General features: G+C 35.5%; 16 protein-coding genes. 10 read left to right on the top strand and 6 right to left on the bottom strand.

Features of this window, described 5'->3' with window-relative positions; translation table 11 throughout:
* The first annotated feature begins 238 nt into the window (after positions 1–238).
* Positions 239–526 (top strand): ArsR/SmtB family transcription factor, encoded by a 288-nt coding sequence (locus Q3V31_RS24990; protein ID WP_001075218.1) that lies wholly within the window; start codon positions 239–241, stop codon positions 524–526.
* Between the two features lie 203 nt (positions 527–729).
* Entirely contained in the window at positions 730–909 is a 180-nt protein-coding gene (locus Q3V31_RS24985) for an acid-soluble spore protein H (protein ID WP_000383602.1), read from the top strand.
* Between the two features lie 43 nt (positions 910–952).
* Here Q3V31_RS24985 and Q3V31_RS24980 read toward each other — a convergent pair whose 3' ends face one another.
* Together Q3V31_RS24980 and Q3V31_RS24975 are read right to left on the bottom strand one after the other, a co-directional pair.
* Entirely contained in the window at positions 953–2302 is a 1350-nt protein-coding gene (locus tag Q3V31_RS24980; protein WP_000338300.1) for a peptide MFS transporter, read from the bottom strand.
* A 381-nt stretch (positions 2303–2683) separates the two neighbouring features.
* Positions 2684–3649, bottom strand: a complete 966-nt coding sequence (locus Q3V31_RS24975) for an ABC transporter substrate-binding protein (RefSeq protein ID WP_000673415.1) — start codon at positions 3647–3649, stop codon at positions 2684–2686.
* A 170-nt stretch (positions 3650–3819) separates the two neighbouring features.
* On the opposite strand from Q3V31_RS24975, the gene Q3V31_RS24970 reads away from it, so the two are divergent.
* From Q3V31_RS24970 to Q3V31_RS24960, 3 genes are read left to right on the top strand one after another with little or no spacing between them, the layout of a single operon-like run.
* A complete protein-coding gene (locus Q3V31_RS24970; RefSeq protein ID WP_000925214.1) occupies positions 3820–4824 on the top strand; it encodes a FecCD family ABC transporter permease in 1005 nt (334 codons plus the stop codon).
* Complete coding sequence (locus Q3V31_RS24965) at positions 4821–5879, top strand: FecCD family ABC transporter permease (protein ID WP_000760069.1); 1059 nt, start codon at positions 4821–4823, stop codon at positions 5877–5879. Before Q3V31_RS24970 ends, Q3V31_RS24965 begins: the two co-directional genes overlap by 4 nt.
* 12 nt (positions 5880–5891) lie before the next feature.
* Positions 5892–6713: an ABC transporter ATP-binding protein gene (locus Q3V31_RS24960; RefSeq protein WP_001167969.1), complete on the top strand. Its 822-nt coding sequence runs from the start codon at positions 5892–5894 to the stop codon at positions 6711–6713.
* A gap of 182 nt (positions 6714–6895) precedes the next feature.
* Here Q3V31_RS24960 and Q3V31_RS24955 read toward each other — a convergent pair whose 3' ends face one another.
* Positions 6896–7627 (bottom strand): class I SAM-dependent DNA methyltransferase, encoded by a 732-nt coding sequence (locus Q3V31_RS24955; protein ID WP_016128667.1) that lies wholly within the window; start codon positions 7625–7627, stop codon positions 6896–6898.
* A 213-nt stretch (positions 7628–7840) separates the two neighbouring features.
* On the opposite strand from Q3V31_RS24955, the gene Q3V31_RS24950 reads away from it, so the two are divergent.
* The 3 genes from Q3V31_RS24950 to Q3V31_RS24940 all read left to right on the top strand — a co-directional run bounded on the left by Q3V31_RS24950 (position 7841) and on the right by Q3V31_RS24940 (position 10525).
* Positions 7841–9031: a glycine C-acetyltransferase gene (locus Q3V31_RS24950; protein ID WP_016128668.1), complete on the top strand. Its 1191-nt coding sequence runs from the start codon at positions 7841–7843 to the stop codon at positions 9029–9031.
* 44 nt (positions 9032–9075) lie between these two features.
* Positions 9076–10041, top strand: a complete 966-nt coding sequence (locus Q3V31_RS24945; RefSeq protein ID WP_002201803.1) for an L-threonine 3-dehydrogenase — start codon at positions 9076–9078, stop codon at positions 10039–10041.
* Positions 10042–10102: 61 nt separating this feature from the next.
* The gene (locus Q3V31_RS24940) at positions 10103–10525 is read left to right on the top strand and encodes an NUDIX hydrolase (RefSeq protein WP_001189967.1); all 423 of its coding nucleotides are present in this window, start codon (positions 10103–10105) and stop codon (positions 10523–10525) included.
* A gap of 37 nt (positions 10526–10562) precedes the next feature.
* Here the strand turns inward: Q3V31_RS24940 and Q3V31_RS24935 are convergent, their stop codons facing one another.
* The 3 genes from Q3V31_RS24935 to Q3V31_RS24925 form a co-directional block, all read right to left on the bottom strand.
* Positions 10563–12446 carry a vWA domain-containing protein gene (locus Q3V31_RS24935; RefSeq protein WP_001248847.1) on the bottom strand — a complete coding sequence of 628 codons (1884 nt, stop codon included), beginning with the start codon at positions 12444–12446 and terminating at the stop codon, positions 10563–10565.
* A 3-nt stretch (positions 12447–12449) separates the two neighbouring features.
* A complete protein-coding gene (locus tag Q3V31_RS24930; protein ID WP_016128669.1) occupies positions 12450–13343 on the bottom strand; it encodes an ATP-binding protein in 894 nt (297 codons plus the stop codon).
* Positions 13344–13470: 127 nt separating this feature from the next.
* Positions 13471–15000, bottom strand: coding sequence for a cardiolipin synthase (locus Q3V31_RS24925; protein ID WP_000743052.1), 1530 nt, complete (start codon positions 14998–15000; stop codon positions 13471–13473).
* Positions 15001–15344: 344 nt separating this feature from the next.
* On the opposite strand from Q3V31_RS24925, the gene Q3V31_RS24920 reads away from it, so the two are divergent.
* Positions 15345–15668: a cobalt transporter gene (locus Q3V31_RS24920; RefSeq protein WP_071735643.1), complete on the top strand. Its 324-nt coding sequence runs from the start codon at positions 15345–15347 to the stop codon at positions 15666–15668.
* 697 nt (positions 15669–16365) lie between these two features.
* On the top strand, positions 16366–18069 hold the full coding sequence (locus Q3V31_RS24915; protein ID WP_329767422.1) for a putative bifunctional diguanylate cyclase/phosphodiesterase: 1704 nt from the start codon (positions 16366–16368) through the stop codon (positions 18067–18069).
* The last annotated feature ends 31 nt before the right edge of the window (positions 18070–18100 follow it).

Raw genomic sequence — 18100 nt, 5'->3', positions numbered from 1 at the left:
CCTGATAAAACAACGTTTGTAAGCAAAGTATCACTAGCCCTTTATTTTGCTTTTTCGTTGTATCATATAGTATAATATTCAGAATCAGGAGGGATTTTTTCCTGAACTGTGTGCTGATAAAAGGAGGAAAAATTTTTCAGCATTATAGGTTGATAAAGTTATGTCGTGACAGGAAATATAAGAACAGATATATAAATAAATAATAAAGAAAATAAAAAACGAAAATGAGGGGAACTTTATGAACCAAAATCAATTTGACTGTCGTATTTCAGAAGAAGACGTACAGATGTTAAGAGCATTAGCTCATCCACTTCGTCTACGTTTAGTAATGGAACTAATGCAGCGTGGAACATGTAATGTAACACAATTACAAGAGGTATTAGAAATTCCACAATCAACTGTTTCACAGCATTTAACGAAATTAAAACAAAATAAAGTAGTACGCTTTGAGAGACGCGGGTTAGAAGTATACTATCAAGTTCATAACGATAAAGTAAGTGAAGTAGTAAAAACATTATTTTCTTAATTTTTGAATATTATGGAAAAAAGACGGATGAAATATACGTCTTTTTTTATTTGGAAAAGATGTAATAATAGGAAGAATTGAGAACGTATATAGTAGTGCGTCAGAAAGAAACAAACTATTGAAGTGCTAAATTGATGGAATATATTCTGAAGGGATATGAAAAGATAGAAAGGAGTGTAGTAAGCAAAAGGAGGGATAGTAGTATGGATGTGACACGTGTGAAACAAATCTTATCTTCTTCAAGTAGAATTGACGTTACATATGAAGGCGTACCAGTATGGATTGAGAGCTGTGATGAGCAGAGCGGAGTTGCTCAAGTATATGATGTATCTAATCCTGGAGAAAGCGTTCACGTGAACGTGACGGCTTTAGAGGAGAAGTAATAGAAAAGACGCTTCTAAATGTTTAGAAGCGTCTTTTTATTTCTTATTCCATCATATGTGCAATTTTCTTAGAGAACATAAGAAGTACTAATCCTAGCACGATTACGATAACACCAATGCTTGCGAATACTTCTAAATATCCTAAAGATTGAGTGAAAGCAGCTAATTGTCCTGCTAATAAGTTTGCAAATCCAGTACCAGCTAACCAAACACCCATTAATAATGATGCTAATTTAAGAGGAGCGATTGCACTTACCATAGATAATCCGATTGGTGATAAGAATAATTCACCAATTGTATGGAACATGTAAGTGAAGATAATGAAGAATAAGTTTGCTTTCATTGCAATATTACCTTCATCGCTACCAGTTTTTAAAACAGCTAAAGTTAGAACTAAATATCCAACCCCTAGTAAAATCATACCTAATGCCATTTTTGTTGGGATTTTTAAGTCACCATTTTTTGTTTTTGAAAGTTTAATCCATAATGCAGAAACCGGTAATGCTAGTAAGATAATGAACAATGGGTTTATAGATTGGAACCAAGGTGTTGGAATTGTAAATCCACCAATTGTACGATCCACGAACTTATCTGTGTAAAGTGTTAAAGAACTACCAGCTTGTTCAAATCCTGCCCAGAAGAATACAACGAAACAAGTTAAAATTAAAATTGCAGCTGTACGTTTTTTCTCTTGTGCTGTTAAAGGTTTTTTCTCAATTACTTTTGCATTGTTTTCTTTAGATTTCTTTCCGACAACAGTTGTTCCGATTGATCCTAAGTAACGAGGTGCTAATGTATTAAATGCAATCTGACCAATAATCATACCGATACAAGCTGTTAAGAATCCGTATTTATAATCTGTGAAATAACCGCAAATGAATGGAGCGATAAAAGCTCCTAAGTTAATTCCCATGTAGAAGATAGTGAAAGCACTATCACGACGAGAATCGTTGTCGCTATATAATTGACCTAGTAAAGTCGAGATATTTGGTTTGAAGAATCCGTTACCGATAACTAATAATCCTAATCCTAAAAATAGTCCGGTTTTCGTGTTCATTGAAAATAGTACGAAGTTACCAATTGCCATAATGATACCGCCGATGGTAATGGCATGTCGTTTCGTAATGAAATGGTCAGTTAACCAACCACCGATAATCGGTGTGAAGTATACTAACATTGTGAAAATACCGTAAATTTGTACAGCAACTGCTTTATCAAATCCTAAACCGCCACTTACTAAGCTCGTTGTTAAATAAAGAACTAATAAGCCACGCATTCCGTAATAACTAAATCTTTCCCATGCCTCTGTAAAGAACAACAAATATAATCCTGGTGGATGTTTTTTTGGTGATTGTTGCTCTCCAGCTTTGTCTAATTTTAAAGCTGCATCCATGTTTGTTTCCCCCTAATCCTGTATAACGGATATTTATGTAATTATTTTAATTCACAAAATATTTAGAAGTCAATAGAATTATATGGAAATAGAAAGAAAATTTCTAAAAAAGTTCTATTTTTCTTCAACCGTTACTCTATTTTGCCCTGAAAACGAGATAAAAAGCGTTTTCAAATGTAATAATTGAATTCTAAAAGAAAATAAAATAGTGATTAATCAGAAAATTTAGATTAAAATATTTATTCTGATATAGAGAAAATATATTTTATTTACTTTTATAATATAACATATTGGGAATAAAAATACAAAATGAAATAATGTGACATTTAAGTGAATTGAAAAATAACCAGCTCCATAGAAAGGGAGCTGGTTAGGGAAATATTATTTAACAAAGCGTTTTTCAATATCATCTAATAGTAGGTTAGCAGCCATTACACCGCCAGCTGTATTCCAAATAACATCGTCAACTTTGTATGCTTTACCATTTTTCACTGCATTTAAATTTTTAAATAGAGGATCATTGATATATTCTTTTTCTAATTCAGAGCCTTTTTTCTCGTTTCCTTTATCGAATGTGAAGTAGAATAATACATCGCCATCCATTGCTGAAATACGTTCTTTAGAAACGTTACGCTCTGCAAAATCAGCTTTGTTTTGATCTCCAGGACGTTTAAATCCAAGTTCTTTTAAAATAACACCAGAGAATGTATCACCATGATAAATACGAACATCACCAGGCATAAAGCGTACCATAGAAATTTCTTGATTTACTTTATCGCCGAGTTTGCCTTTTAAATCTTTCATACGTTTATCGTAATCAGCTAAAACCTTTTGACCTTCTTTTTCTTTATTCAATGCTTTTGCATAAAATTTGAAGTTATCTTTCCATTCACCACGTAATGTTTCTGAGAAAACAGTAGGTGCGATTGCTTTTAGTTGCTCATATACTTTTTCGTGACGCATTTTATTACCGATAATTAAGTCTGGTTTTAAAGAAGCAATCGTTTCAACGTTAACTTGTCCTTCATCACCAACAACTTTTACATCTTTCATCTCATCCTTAATATGTGGATACCATGGATCTCCAGTCCAAGACTTTACAGCTCCAACTGGTTTCACACCTAACTCAAGTAAGGCTTCAGTTCCTTCATTTGTTAAAATAACTACACGTTTTGGATTAGCAGGAACTTCTGTTTTACCCATTGCATGTTCAACCGTAATCATTTCTTTTTTCGTATCTTCTTTTGTTTCTTCTTTCGTATTTGATTTTCCACAAGCACTTAAAAGCATTGAAAATGCTAGTAAAAATACAAATAATGTAAACGATTTCTTTCGCGTGAATTTCATTATGTACCCCCTACATACTGAGAAGTTTTTTCAATAGCAAGCATGATATTAATCCTTTATCTTTTGATTGTCAATATATTAATGAAAATAATTCTCAATATCGTTGACAATGCGAATTAAGTTGAAATAAACTAACAACGTATCATTATACATTGAAGGGGAAACGCTGCATGTTATTAAAAACAAATCGAGCAAAATGGATTGGATTATTTGTTGGAATCATTGCAGTCATTATTTGTATTTGGGCAAGTATTATTTTCGGATATACAAATACGAGTTGGAAATTAGCATTGGATGCTTTTTTCCATTTTAATGGTTCCAATGAACATATTATTATTCAAAATGTGCGTCTACCAAGGGCGTTAATTGCAGCTAGTGTTGGAGCTAGTTTAGCCATTGCAGGTTGTCTTATGCAAACTTTAACTAAAAATCCACTTGCTTCTCCAGATTTTATTGGATTAAATTCAGGTGCCGCATTCTTCATAGTTGTAGCAATTGTGGTTTTTTCTGTTACATCATTGTCAGCTTTTACTTGGATCGCCTTTTTAGGAGCAGCAATTGCTGCTGTACTTGTATTTGCTTCTAGTTCTTTAGGAAAAGAAGGGACAACGCCACTTAAGTTAACGTTAGCAGGGGTCGCAATTAGTGCGTTATTTTCATCATTAACACAAGGATTACTTGTGTTAAATGAAAAAGCGCTTGAAGAGGTATTATTTTGGCTTGCCGGATCTGTGCAAGGAAGAAAGTTAGAAATTTTACAATCTGTATTCCCATATTTATTAATAGGCTGGATTGCATCTCTTATGATGGCAGGGAAAGTAAATACATTAATGATGGGGGAAGACGTTGCGAAAGGGCTTGGACAACGAACAATTTTAATGAAATCATTCGTACTACTCATTATTGTATTGCTGTCTGGTGGTTCAGTTGCGGTCGCTGGTCCAATTGGATTTATTGGTATTGTTACTCCGTATTTTGCCAGATTCCTTGTTGGAGTAGATCACAGGTGGAGAGTACCATATAGCGGCTTGTTAGGTGCAATACTATTACTCTTAGCTGATATAGCAGCTAGATATGTCATTATGCCACAAGAAGTACCAGTAGGGGTTATGACAGCATTTATCGGGGCCCCATTCTTTATTTATATTGCACGTAAGAGAGGGCTTAGCAAATGAAGAAGTATATTCCGTTTCGTATAGGAAAAGGTGGGCTCTCGTTTTTAATGTATAAACGAGCTGTTCTAGTCTTACTTAGTTTACTAGTTGTTTTAATAGGATTATTCTTTGCGAGTGCAGGTATGGGAGATATGAAAATTGCTCCTTATGATGTATGGCAAGCGATTACGGGAAATGGCGATGCGATGTCAAATATGGTTGTAAATAAATTTCGTATGCCACGTATTTTAATTGCCATCCTTGTAGGAATCGCACTTGCTGTAGCGGGCTGTATTTTACAAGGGCTTGTTCGAAATCCGCTGGCTTCTCCTGATATCATCGGGATTACGGGCGGGGCAAGTGTTGCAGTAGTACTATTTTTAGCTATATTTAGTGATAAAAATAATGCGCTAACAGTAAGCATTCATTATATGCCATTAGCAGCTTTTGCTGGTGCAACGATTGTAGCGTTATTTGTATATTTATTTGCATGGAGAAATGACGGGTTATCACCGATTAGTCTGGTTTTAATTGGTGTTGGATTCTGGGCGTTAACGAAAGCGGCAACTACTTTATTTATGTTGTTAGCACCAATTTATCAAGCGAGTCAAGCAAATGTATGGATTACAGGTACTGTTTACGGCTCTTCGTGGCAAAACGTTATGGTACTTGCGCCGTGGGTTCTTATTTTAACGGTAATATCATTTATAGCGGCTAGACATTTAAATGCCCAAGAGTTAGGGGATGATATTGCGGTAGGACTGGGTGTTCCTTTAACGAAGTCACGCGTATTTATGTTACTACTTAGTACAGCTTTAATTGGTGGCGCGGTTGCCTTTGCAGGAGGAATTGGATTTGTCGGTTTAATGGCACCTCATATTTCACGAAGACTAGTTGGTTCTTTATATGGTGCATTACTCCCAGTTGCGGCTATTGTCGGTGCAATTTTAGTACTTGCTGCAGATTTAATTGGGCGTACAGTTTTCACGCCACTCGAAATTCCAGCAGGGGTATTTACATCAGCAATTGGTGCACCTTATTTTATTTATTTACTTTATAAAAGTCGGAATTCATAAAGGGAGATGAATATGCAAAAAGCATTGGAGACGAAACGCTTAACGTTGTCTTACGGTGAAACAATCATTATTGATGAGCTGAATTTAGAAATTCCAAAAGGGAAAATTACAATCTTCATCGGTTCTAACGGTTGTGGGAAATCAACTTTATTACGTTCACTAGCTAGGTTATTAAAGCCAGCATCCGGTGATATTTTATTAGATAATCAAGCAATTCAAAGTATGCAAACGAAGCAAATTGCTCGCCAAATGGCAATTTTACCGCAAGGACCACAAGCTCCAGAAGGACTTACAGTATTGCAACTTGTAAAGCAAGGACGTTATCCATATCAAACATGGCTGAAGCAATGGTCCGAAAAAGATGAGGAAATGGTACAAAAAGCGCTTGCTGCAACGGGTATGACAGAATTTGCTGAGCGTGATGTTCATGCCCTTTCAGGTGGACAACGTCAACGTGCTTGGATTGCAATGACCCTTGCACAAGATACAGATATTATTTTGCTTGATGAGCCGACTACATATTTAGATATGACTCACCAAATTGAAGTGTTAGATTTATTATTCGAATTAAATGAAACAGAGCAAAGAACGATTGTTATGGTATTGCACGATTTGAATTTGGCATGTCGTTATGCAGACAACATTGTAGCTATTCAAGATAAACAAATATATGCGCAAGGTAAACCAGAAGAAGTTATTGACCAGAAGTTAGTTCGGGATGTATTCCGTATGGAGTGTCAAATAAGCGCTGATCCGTTATTTGGGACACCGCTCTGTATCCCACATGGAAGAGGAAGACGTGTACGTAAAGAGGCTGTTCAGGCGATGAGATAACGAAAAAAGACGATGAGGATTCATCGTCTTTTTTACCCCGCATTAACGGGCAGTAAGATCCCCATCTCAAAATCCAGCGAAAGCAAAGAAGCTGGTTGGGGGATCAACTGCCCGTAAAAGCCCGATTGGTTCAACTAATAATCAGTGGGGGATGAACATCCCCCACTGATTAAAGTTTCACTTTATTTTCGGCAAGAAAATAATAGAAAAAGGGGAATACGTAAACGTCGTTCATATTCTTCTTCATCCTGAAAACAGTTTCGATTTGGTGTAGCTTCTTTTAAGTTTGTAATCGTAAATCCGGCTTGTTGTAATAATGTAAAATATTCTTCCGTAGTCCGATGATATTTAATAACCTCTTGATCAATCCACGGCTCAACTCGTTTCCCTGTTTTGAAATAATCATCGACGAGCCAGCTAGTTCTTTTACCACTTGTTTGTAAGCTTTCAAACGAAGAGGTAATAACGGGATGTTGAACGCTAAAGGTGAAGGTTCCGTTTGTTTTTAAAGTTTGAAACACATTTTGAAAAATGATATCAAGGTGTTCAATATAATGTAAGGCGAGTCTAGATGTTACTAAATCAAAAGTAGAAGGAGGGTATGTGTAGTCTTTGAGGTTTAAAAAATGAACGGTGCCATTTTTATGTTCTAGTTGTTTTTTAGCCTTTTCATACATAAGCTCGGAGCCTTCAATGCCAGTGTAAGAGTGGCAGTCATTTTCTAATAATTCCACACCAAATTTAGCGTCACCACAACCTAAATCGAGAACATTCTTTCCTTGCACATTACCAATGAGCTGAAAGAATGCCGGCTTTTCAATCGATTCATTCGGGCTATTTTCGCGGTATCTTCGTTTCATATATTGCTCAAAAAATGCTTCGTTATTATATACATCAGATTCTGTAAATGCCATGTTTGAAGCCTCCCTAAATATTTTTTTAATTCTATCAAATATGAAAAGTAAATAATAGATTTCTTGTAATGAATCGTATATAATCTAAAATTGTAAACGGTTTCTTTAAACTATTTTTCTATAATAAATTCTGAAAACGTGTTAAGCTAGTAGAGGGATTATTAGAACTATTAAGACAATAATCCGCTTACATGAACGATGGGAGGCTTCACGATGTCTAGTAAAACACTTGCAAACTTTTTAGAAGAAAATTTAGAGGATTTAAAATCAAAGGGGCTTTATAACGTAATTGATCCGCTTGAAAGTCCAAATGGACCGATTATTACAATTGGCGGAAAAGAATATATTAACTTATCTTCAAACAACTATCTTGGATTAGCGACTGATAATCGCTTACAAGAAGCAGCAGTTGGTGCAATTCGTAAGTACGGCGTTGGAGCAGGAGCTGTTCGTACAATTAACGGTACTTTAGATTTGCATATCAAATTAGAAGAAACAATTGCAAAGTTTAAACATACAGAAGCAGCAATTGCTTACCAATCAGGATTTAACTGTAATATGGCAGCGATTTCAGCCGTTATGGATAAAAATGATGCGATTCTTTCAGATGAATTAAACCACGCATCTATTATTGATGGTAGTCGTCTATCAAGAGCGAAAATCATCGTTTATAAGCATTCTGATATGGAAGATTTACGTAAAAAAGCAATCGAGGCAAAAGAATCAGGTCTTTACAATAAATTAATGGTTATTACAGACGGTGTCTTCTCAATGGATGGGGATATTGCAAAATTACCAGAAATTGTTGAAATTGCAGAAGAGCTGGATTTGATGACATACGTAGATGATGCACACGGTTCAGGTGTACTTGGAAAAGGTGCAGGTACTGTAAAACATTTTGGTCTGTCTGATAAAGTTGATTTCCAAATTGGTACATTATCAAAAGCAATTGGGGTAATTGGTGGATATGTAGCAGGGAAACAAAACTTAATTGACTGGTTAAAAGTTCGTTCACGTCCATTCTTATTCTCTACAGCATTAACACCAGCTGATGCGGCAGCTTGCATGAGATCAATTGAAATCTTAATGGAAAGCACAGAGTTACACGATCGCTTATGGGAAAATGGTCGCTATTTAAAACAAGGGTTAAAAGAACTTGGTTTTAACATTGGAGAAAGTGAAACGCCAATTACACCTTGTATTATTGGTGATGAAGTATTAACACAAGAATTTAGTAAACGTCTAAATGAAGAAGGCGTATACGCAAAATCTATCGTATTCCCAACTGTAGCAAAAGGAATGGGGCGCGTTCGTAATATGCCTACAGCAGCTCATACGAAAGAAATGTTAGATGAAGCAATTCGTAAGTATGAAAAAGTAGGGAAAGAAATGGGTATCATTTAATTAACGACATCTTTTGAATAGCTTGCAAATGAGGAGTGGGGAAAATGAAAAAAATTCTAGTAACCGGTTCTTTAGGGCAAATTGGTTCTGAACTAGTAATGAAACTTCGTGATGTATACGGTGCATCAAATGTTATTGCAACAGATATTCGTGAAACAGATAGTGAAGTAGTAACGTCTGGTCCGTTTGAAACGTTAGATGTAACAGATGGACAAAAACTACATGATATCGCAAAGCGTAATGAAGTAGATACAATTATTCATTTAGCAGCTTTACTTTCAGCAACAGCAGAAAAAAATCCGTTATTTGCTTGGAATTTAAATATGGGTGGACTTGTAAATGCATTAGAAGCAGCTCGTGAATTAAACTGTAAGTTCTTCACGCCAAGTTCTATCGGTGCATTCGGTCCATCAACGCCGAAAGATAATACGCCACAAGATACAATTCAGCGTCCTACTACGATGTATGGGGTAAACAAAGTAGCAGGAGAATTACTATGTGATTATTATCATCAAAAGTTTGGCGTTGATACGCGCGGTGTACGTTTCCCTGGTTTAATTTCTTACGTAGCTCCTCCAGGAGGCGGAACAACTGACTATGCAGTTGAAATTTATTATGAGGCGATTAAAAAAGGCACATACACCTCATACATTGCAGAAGGAACATACATGGATATGATGTATATGCCAGATGCTTTACAAGCGATCATTTCATTAATGGAAGCTGATCCAAGTAAACTTGTGCATAGAAATGCGTTCAACATTACAGCAATGAGCTTCGAGCCAGAGCAAATCGCAGCATCAATTCGTAAACACATTCCGAACTTTACAATGGATTACGCAGTAGATCCAGCTCGTCAAACAATCGCTGATAGCTGGCCAAACTCTATTGATGCGACAGCAGCAATGAAAGAGTGGGGCTTTAAAGCAGAATACGATTTAGACAAAATGACAACTGATATGTTGGCTAAGTTAAAAAAAAAGCTTGCAGCTGAGTTAGTAATGAATTAATAGGAAGAGCCGATTCTTAGGAATTGGCTCTTCATTCTTTTTGAGAGGGGAGAAAAGCAACATGCAAAGAGTTGACGTCGTATATGCACTAATACACGATAGCGAAACAGATAAAATATTAATGGTACATAATATAGAACAAAACGTTTGGTCACTGCCGGGTGGGGCTGTTGAAAAAGGAGAAACATTAGAGCAAGCACTAGTAAGAGAAGTGAAAGAAGAGACAGGTTTAACTGCTATAGCAGGTGGGTTTGTTGCAATAAATGAGAAGTTTTTTGAAGAGAAGGGACATCATGCATTATTTTTTACATTCCGAGCAAATGTTGTAACAGGTGAACTTGGTGCAGAAGATGAAGGAGAAATTTCCGCAATTGAGTGGGTGGATCGAGCAATCGCAAATGAACGATTCCCATTCTACGATGGGGGATTTGAAGCATTGTTAGAAGGAGCCATTCCATATAAGTTTCAACCAGAAACAAAGTGAGTGAACGAAAAAACAGGAGCCACAAGGCTCCTGTTTTCTATTCAATCGTCTTCAGTAATAGTTTCTTCAATAATGGTTTAATCTTCAGGCGTAAATCTTCGGCGTGATTTGCAACTAAGAAATGATGGTTATAAATGTTCTTCATTAATTGATAAGTTGCTTCTTTCGCTTCGCCTTCTTCGATGAAGATTCCGATTACTTCCATACCACTTTTACGAGCAAGTTTGACAGCTTCATGCGTATCTAAAATACCGTCTTGTTGATAGTCTAGCGCAGAAGGCTCACCGTCTGTAAAGACAAGTAAGAATTTATGTTTTTCTGGTCTTTTTGCAAGCTTTTCAGAAACGATACGAATAATATATCCGTCGCGGTTATCTTCTTCTTCGCGAAGCTGCATAATTTCTGGACCAACGTTTGGTAACGTTGAGTTTTTATACGTTACAACTTCATGGATAACGTTTGGCTTATCTTCAGGCTTAGCACTAGAAGCATCTTCCCAAAATCCGCTAATAGCGTGCGGGATTTTTAAAGATTTCAACGCTTCATGGAATAGGACCACACTCTTTTTCGTTTCTTCCATTTTGTTATACATAGAACCAGAGCAGTCCACTAGTAGCTGGAATGCTACGTCAAGTTCTTGTGATTCTTGTCCTTTTTTATAAAACATGCGCGGCTGCTTTTCAGTATAAATACGAAGGAATTTCTTACGAAGTCTTCCATAATATTTATCACTATTTGCATTCGTTTTATTTTCAATCGTTTTTTCGATAATTTTCTTTAATTCTTTTACATCTTTATTAACGACTGATTTGATAGCTTGGTAATCTTTTTTCTCATCGGTATTTGCTTTGCGAGCTTCTTTAAATGTATGAGAAGCACCTACATTATACTTACCGTATGCACCCTCATTTTGGCTAGAAGCGTGTGAAGCTCTTGCTTCTTCTGTATCAGCGCCATCAAAGTTGGATTGTGTACTCTTTTGAGAAGTACCTTGTACAGAACCAAGTGCTTGGTCGCCATCTTCGGATTCACGAGCGGTATCACCCATCATATTTGTTTTTGTTCCGCTTTCTAATTCAAAGCGTAAAAAGTTCTCGTTTTCGTTATTTTTATTTTCACGATGCCATGTGGAGAAGCTTTCATCCATTTTGTTTTTATTGTCATCGTCATCTATGAGTTGCGTATCATCATTTGCTAAATCTTCGACGCGGCAGTTCTTTTCATCTGCAATGACAGATAAATAAAGCGGAGCATGTCCGAAATAATTGTTAAGCATATCACTTTCAAGAAGTCCTTCTAAACGATAGCGAATTTTCTCAACGATATACATAATGTCTTCTGTATTACGAGCTTGGAATGTTTCATGCAAAATTGCTTCAATTTGCTCGAAGTATTCATTATTAAACATTTCATATTTATCGCTCGTTAATGAAAGATAGCATAGACAAAATAGACGATCACCGTGATAGTTACGAACACGGTTTATTTCATTTTGTGAGCTAAAGTAATTGCGGTACATTTCTTTTCGGCGTTTAAAAATATGCTTTGTGCCAGGTCGTAAATTTTTGACGATTTCCTCAACACGTAAATCTTCTAATAGAACAAATAATTGTGTTAAAAACTTTTTTAGAGGCGATTCTTGTAATTCAATCGCATAAGAACGAATTAAAGTCATGTCCGAGTAATGTTTATTACCAAGTGCTTTCAAAAACACTTCGCTTTTTAATCCGATTACTGTATCCTCTTCTTTTCGATCATCCCAAAAGTGACTAATGACAACCTTTTTTTCAATTTCGTCGTAGTATGCTTTATAGCCATACTCAAGATAGGCATCGTCTTCTTTTAGAAGAGCATACATTAAGTTTTCCATTTGTAGAAACAGCGACGCATCAATTTTTTTGTCACTAAAAATTTGTCTCATGAATTATCCCTCAAAGAAATAACTTTCTGCTAATTCACGGACAGTCATTTGTTCTGTTTCATCGTTTAATTTTGCGATAATACTACGTTCAATTGCACGCATAACAGGAATATATACCCCTAAATCACATGCATCGATAATGCCACGAATACTAGCCGCTTCTTCACTTACGCGCCCATCACGAGCTAAAGGCATAAGATCGCTTGCGAATGCAACGAACTTTTCAATTGTTGCAACATCATTTAATTTTGATTCAGATAGTAATAGCTCTTTTAATGTATCACCTTGAATGTAAGGAACTTCAATAATAACGAAACGGTTTTTTAATGCTTCGTTTAGTTCACTTGTACCAACGTAACCTTCGTTAATCGCAGCAATTACGCGATATTCGTCATTACCGTATACAACTTCTTGTGTAAATGGGTTTGTAATCATTTTACGGTAATCTAATGCGCCGTGAAGAAGTGGTAACGTTTCAGGTTTTGCCATATTGATTTCATCAATATATAGGAAATGACCGTTCTTCATTGCTTTCATAAGAGGACCGTTAACGAACGTAACTTCAGATGCTCCGTCTTTCGTTTGTAATGTGTTGTATCCTAAAATACCTTCCACATCTAAATCGACAGAACAGTTAATGCTATGCATTGGTTTTTGGAATAAAGAAGAAAGAGTTTCCGCTAGTACCGTTTTACCACTACCAGTTGGTCCTTTTAATAGAATGTTTTTACCAAGCAAAAGTGCTGTAATGGCATCTTCGATAATGCTGTTATCAGATGCTTTATATATTTTCTTTCCAATTAAATGTGCATTTTCACCAGCTTCTTGTTTATTCTTTTCGTGAATTGTAGAAAGCTGCTGTTTTAAATCAGCGTGTATATGAAATTGTTCTAACATGTATTTCCCACCTAACATTATTTTCATAAAGTAATACATCTTATGATAACTTGTTTTAATATGGTATGCAAAGAAAAGGAGAGGGGGGAAATGCAAAAGAAAAAGCAATCAATAGTATATTGATTGCTTATAGTAAAGGAGAAATGAGTCGCATGAGAGACTCTAATATTCGTTTTTTGATACTTCTTTTTTGGAACGAATTCCACTTAATTTCAGTGGAATGCTTAAAGTCTTCTTCAAAATCATGTTTAATATCATGAACGGTTTCTGATTCATAAAGTACACTAATAATTTCATAATTTAATTCAAAGCTACGTACATCCATATTTGCTGTTCCAATTGTCGCTATTTTATCATCAACGAGTACAACTTTCGCATGCATAAAACCATCTTTATAACTGTAAATGGAAGCACCAGCTTTTAAAAGTGGAGTGAAATAGGATTGAGATGCTTGATCACTAATAATACTATCACTTTTACCTGGATATAAAATGCGTACATCTATGCCGGAAATTGCACTTAAGCGTAATAATGTTAAAGTTTCTTGATCTGGAATAAAGTATGGTGTAGCGATCCAAATAGATTTTTTAGCAGATCCCATAATAGCTAGTAATGTATTACGAATACTTTTATCATCTGAGCTTGGTCCACTTGCTACAATTTGAACAGCACCTTCTGCATCCGAAATTTCTTTACCTGGGAAGTATTGTTTATTCATAAATTGGTCCCAAGAATAGTTATTTAATCCACTAGAGGCATAGAGCCAATCTTCTAGAAAGATTGCTTGTAATTTATATAATGCTTTTCCTTCTATTTTTAAATGACTGTCTCGCCAAACGGGGAATTTTTTTGAACGGCCAAGATACTCATCACCGACGTTGAGTCCCCCGGTAAAACCAATTTCTCCATCTACAATAACGATTTTTCGATGGTTACGATAATTGACCGTTTCAAGTAACCAAGCTGAAAAAATAGGGTCAAATTCTACAATTTCAATTCCAGCTTCTTTCATAGGCTGTAAAAAGCGTCTTCTTAACGTGTTACTTCCGAGTCCATCATAAAGGAAGCGTACAATAACACCGTCTTTTGCCTTCTTTATTAAAGCATCCCGAACTTTTGTACCAATCTCATCAGATTTATAAATATAGTATTGAATATGTATATGGTGTTTTGCATGCTCAATAGCTTGCAGAATTTCTGAAAATGTTTGATCTCCGTTTGTTAAAAGTTTTGTGGTCGTTCTATCTGCGGCAGGACCGCCTCCAAATTTTTGTACGACTTCTGTTAAATGTACGGAACGTTCATGTAAAGGAACTGTGAGTGACAATTCTAGTCGTCTTCCTTCTAAAATTTCACGGAATAATTTTCTTTGTTCTTCTGAGCGGTGGAGATGTTTTTTTCTTCTCCAACGGCTACGCCCAAAAATAGAGTATAAAAGCACACCGACAACAGGAAGAAGTGCTAATACTAAAAACCATGCTAAGGTGCTTTGCGGGGATCTATTTTCGATAAAAATAACGAATGAAATTCCTACGATTGTAATAGACCATAGGACACCCACAAATGTATATAGCGAAATAACCGATGTATTTAAAAGGAAAAGAACGATAGATACAATTGTAAATACTAATAATAATTGAACGATAGGCTTCTTCATTTCTATAAAATTCCTCTAATCTTTCTTAAATATAGACTTCTTATATAAAAGGTGTAATCCGACATTCCTATTATAAAGCGTTTTGTTTTTTTTACAAAATATAGACATTTTCCCCATGCTTTCCGCATTTGTCCTACATACAGTATATTGTTACGTTTTTATCCCACTATTTGCTGGTTAATGATCAGTGTAGGAGGGACAAAAATCTTGCCTCTTATATAGGAAAGGGAATGAGGTTTCTTTCCTGGATTTGTAGCAGGTGTATTATGAAGCCCAGGATATGGTTATCTATATTATGCGGATTCTTCTTATTAAGGTGAGAAAATGGAAAGGAGAGGGGAATAATGAATTATATAGAAAATAACGGATTGTATTATCGTCATAATCATGGAGGGCACCATCATAATGGCGGACATAATCACCATGGCGGACACAATCATTATGATCATCATCATCATCACGGTGGTGGATGGGGCTGGGGTGGCGGCTCGTGGGGTGGTGGATTTTTCCCAGGAAGTTTTGCTGGAGGCGTGTTAGGTGGGCTTACAGCTGGCGCATTAACGGGTGCAGCAGGTGGAGGTTACTATCCAGCACCGTACCCAGTAACATATCCAGCACCATATCCAGTGCCATACCCGGGTTATCAGCAAATACCATATCAGTATTAGACTAAAAAAGAGGATATCCTCTTTTTTAGTCTAATACTATATTTATTTTATAAAATACTTCCAAAATTAAGGTGAAAATATGTTAATATTTTGTTATTGTAATTCAGTATATTAAATGCAAATTTTGATTTTATCCCGCTATTTGTGGGCAGTAAAACTCCCACCTCAAAATTCAGCTGGAGCAAAGAAGTTAGGTGGAAGCCCTGCTTCCCGTAAACGCCCGATTGGTGAAGGCTAATAATCAGTGGATGATGAACAAAAAAATCACTGATTAAAGTTTCACTTTATATTATTATTTGTGAATAGTTGCATTTTATATTTTAATCTCTATTTCATTATGTATCGGCAGTTGGATTTACATCTTAACATTTCATAAAATAAAAGAGATTAGGTGTGAGGCCACATTAATAGGGAGTAGAGGCTAATATTGGTGGAATTGTCACTTTAAAAATTAAAAAAATGTAAGAGAATACGGTATAATACGTTTAGATAAACAGGGAGATAAGAAGCTTCTACTATCATTAAAATAGCACCATATTGCTTTTTTTTATAAATAATATTATGTTATTTTAATCGGCCTATTTAGAAAAAATTTATGGTTTATGTAAAGGCATATTGTTAGAAAATGAAATGTCTCTATTTCTATGAAGAGAAACGAGTTGTGTTTTAGTCAGATAGGAAGCAAGGAGAGATGCGCATGCTAGAACAAAGAGGTCATGCATTATATGACTCTTCATTGCAAGATTTAAAATTAGCATTAGATGAGTCTTCAATTGTTGCTATTACAGACCGAAATGGTCGTATTACATATGTGAATGATGAATTTTGTGAAATCTCAAAATATAAAAGAGAAGAGTTAATAGGAAAAGATCACCGTATTTTAAATTCTGGATATCATCCGAAAGCATTTTTCCAAATTTTATGGAAGCGTATTTTGAGTGGGAAAGTTTGGACGGGAGAAATTCGAAATCAAGCAAAAGATGGTACGTATTATTGGGTTAAAACAACAATTGTTCCATTTTTAAATGAAAAGGGAGAACCCTATCAATTTATTGCAATTCGAAATGATATAAGTAGTAGGAAAGAAGCAGAACAAAGATTACGATTAAGCGAAAGTCGTTATAGGGAACTTGCTTATCACGATGCGTTAACAAGTTTACCAAACCGTTTACAGTTAATTACGACTGTAAATAAGATGATTGCAGAGAAAATAGAGTTTGGCATGATTTACTTTGATTTAGATCGTTTTAAATTAGTGAATGATACGTTAGGTCATATGCTAGGAGATTTACTTTTAAGTGAAGTCGCCTCACGCTTGCATTATGTGCTAGGAGAGAAAGATGTTCTGGCTAGGCTGGGTGGCGACGAATTTGTGTTGTTAACAAAAACTCATACACAAGATGAGATGCGGCAGTTAGCGACATCGGTATTGTCATGTTTTCAGGCACCATTTATGCTTGAAGGTCATGAAGTATATATTTCAGCTAGTCTAGGACTTTGTTCCTATCCGCAAGATGGAAAAGACGTTGAAACATTATTGAAAAATTCGGATTTAGCCATGTATAGTGCGAAAGAGCAAGGAAGAAATGCGGCGTGCTTCTTTACAGATGAATTACGTGCGAAAATAAACCGTAGAATGAAAATAGAATTTGCTTTGCAAAAAGCAATTCGTGACGAAGAATTGAAAGTGGCATTACAGCCCATTATTGATTTGAAAACAATGAAATGTACTGGTATTGAGGCTTTAGTACGTTGTAATACAGAAGAAGGTCCTATTTTACCAAGTGAATTTATACCTGTAGCTGAAGAGTGTGGACTTATTATAAAACTAGGAGACTGGGTACTAGAAAAATCATGCCGACTGTTTAAAACTTTACCAGAGTGTCAAGAGGGACTGAAGTTATCTGTTAATTTATCAATACAACAATTGATGCAAAAGCAATTTATTTTATCCGTTCGTAGTATATTGAAGCGAACAGGATTTCCACCAAGTCGTTTAATATTAGAAATAACAGAAAGTATAGCTGTACGTCATTTTGATTATATTATTGCTACATTACAAGAATTAAGAAGTATGGGGATTTTAATCGCTTTAGACGATTTCGGAACGGGATATTCCTCATTATATTATTTGAAAAAACTCCCACTTGATATTGTAAAAATTGATCGTAATTTTATTCGTGAGTTTCATTATGATCATGCACAACCTGAGCGAACGATTGTAAAATCGGTTATTGAGATTGCCCATAGTTTAAATTTATTAGTGGTTGCTGAAGGGGTAGAAACGGTAGAACAAGAAAGTTTATTACAATTAATGGGTTGTGACTTTGTACAAGGTTTTTATTATGAGAAACCGTTAGATGTAGGTGAGCTAAAAGGAAAGTTATTAACTGATTTTTAATAAAAAAAGAGAAGCGGAAAGCTTCTCTTTT

The organism is Bacillus nitratireducens (genome assembly GCF_036320425.1).
Lineage (GTDB): Bacteria > Bacillota > Bacilli > Bacillales > Bacillaceae_G > Bacillus_A > Bacillus_A nitratireducens.
Note: the sequence above shows the minus strand (reverse complement) of the source record. Positions and strands in the feature narration are given on the sequence as shown.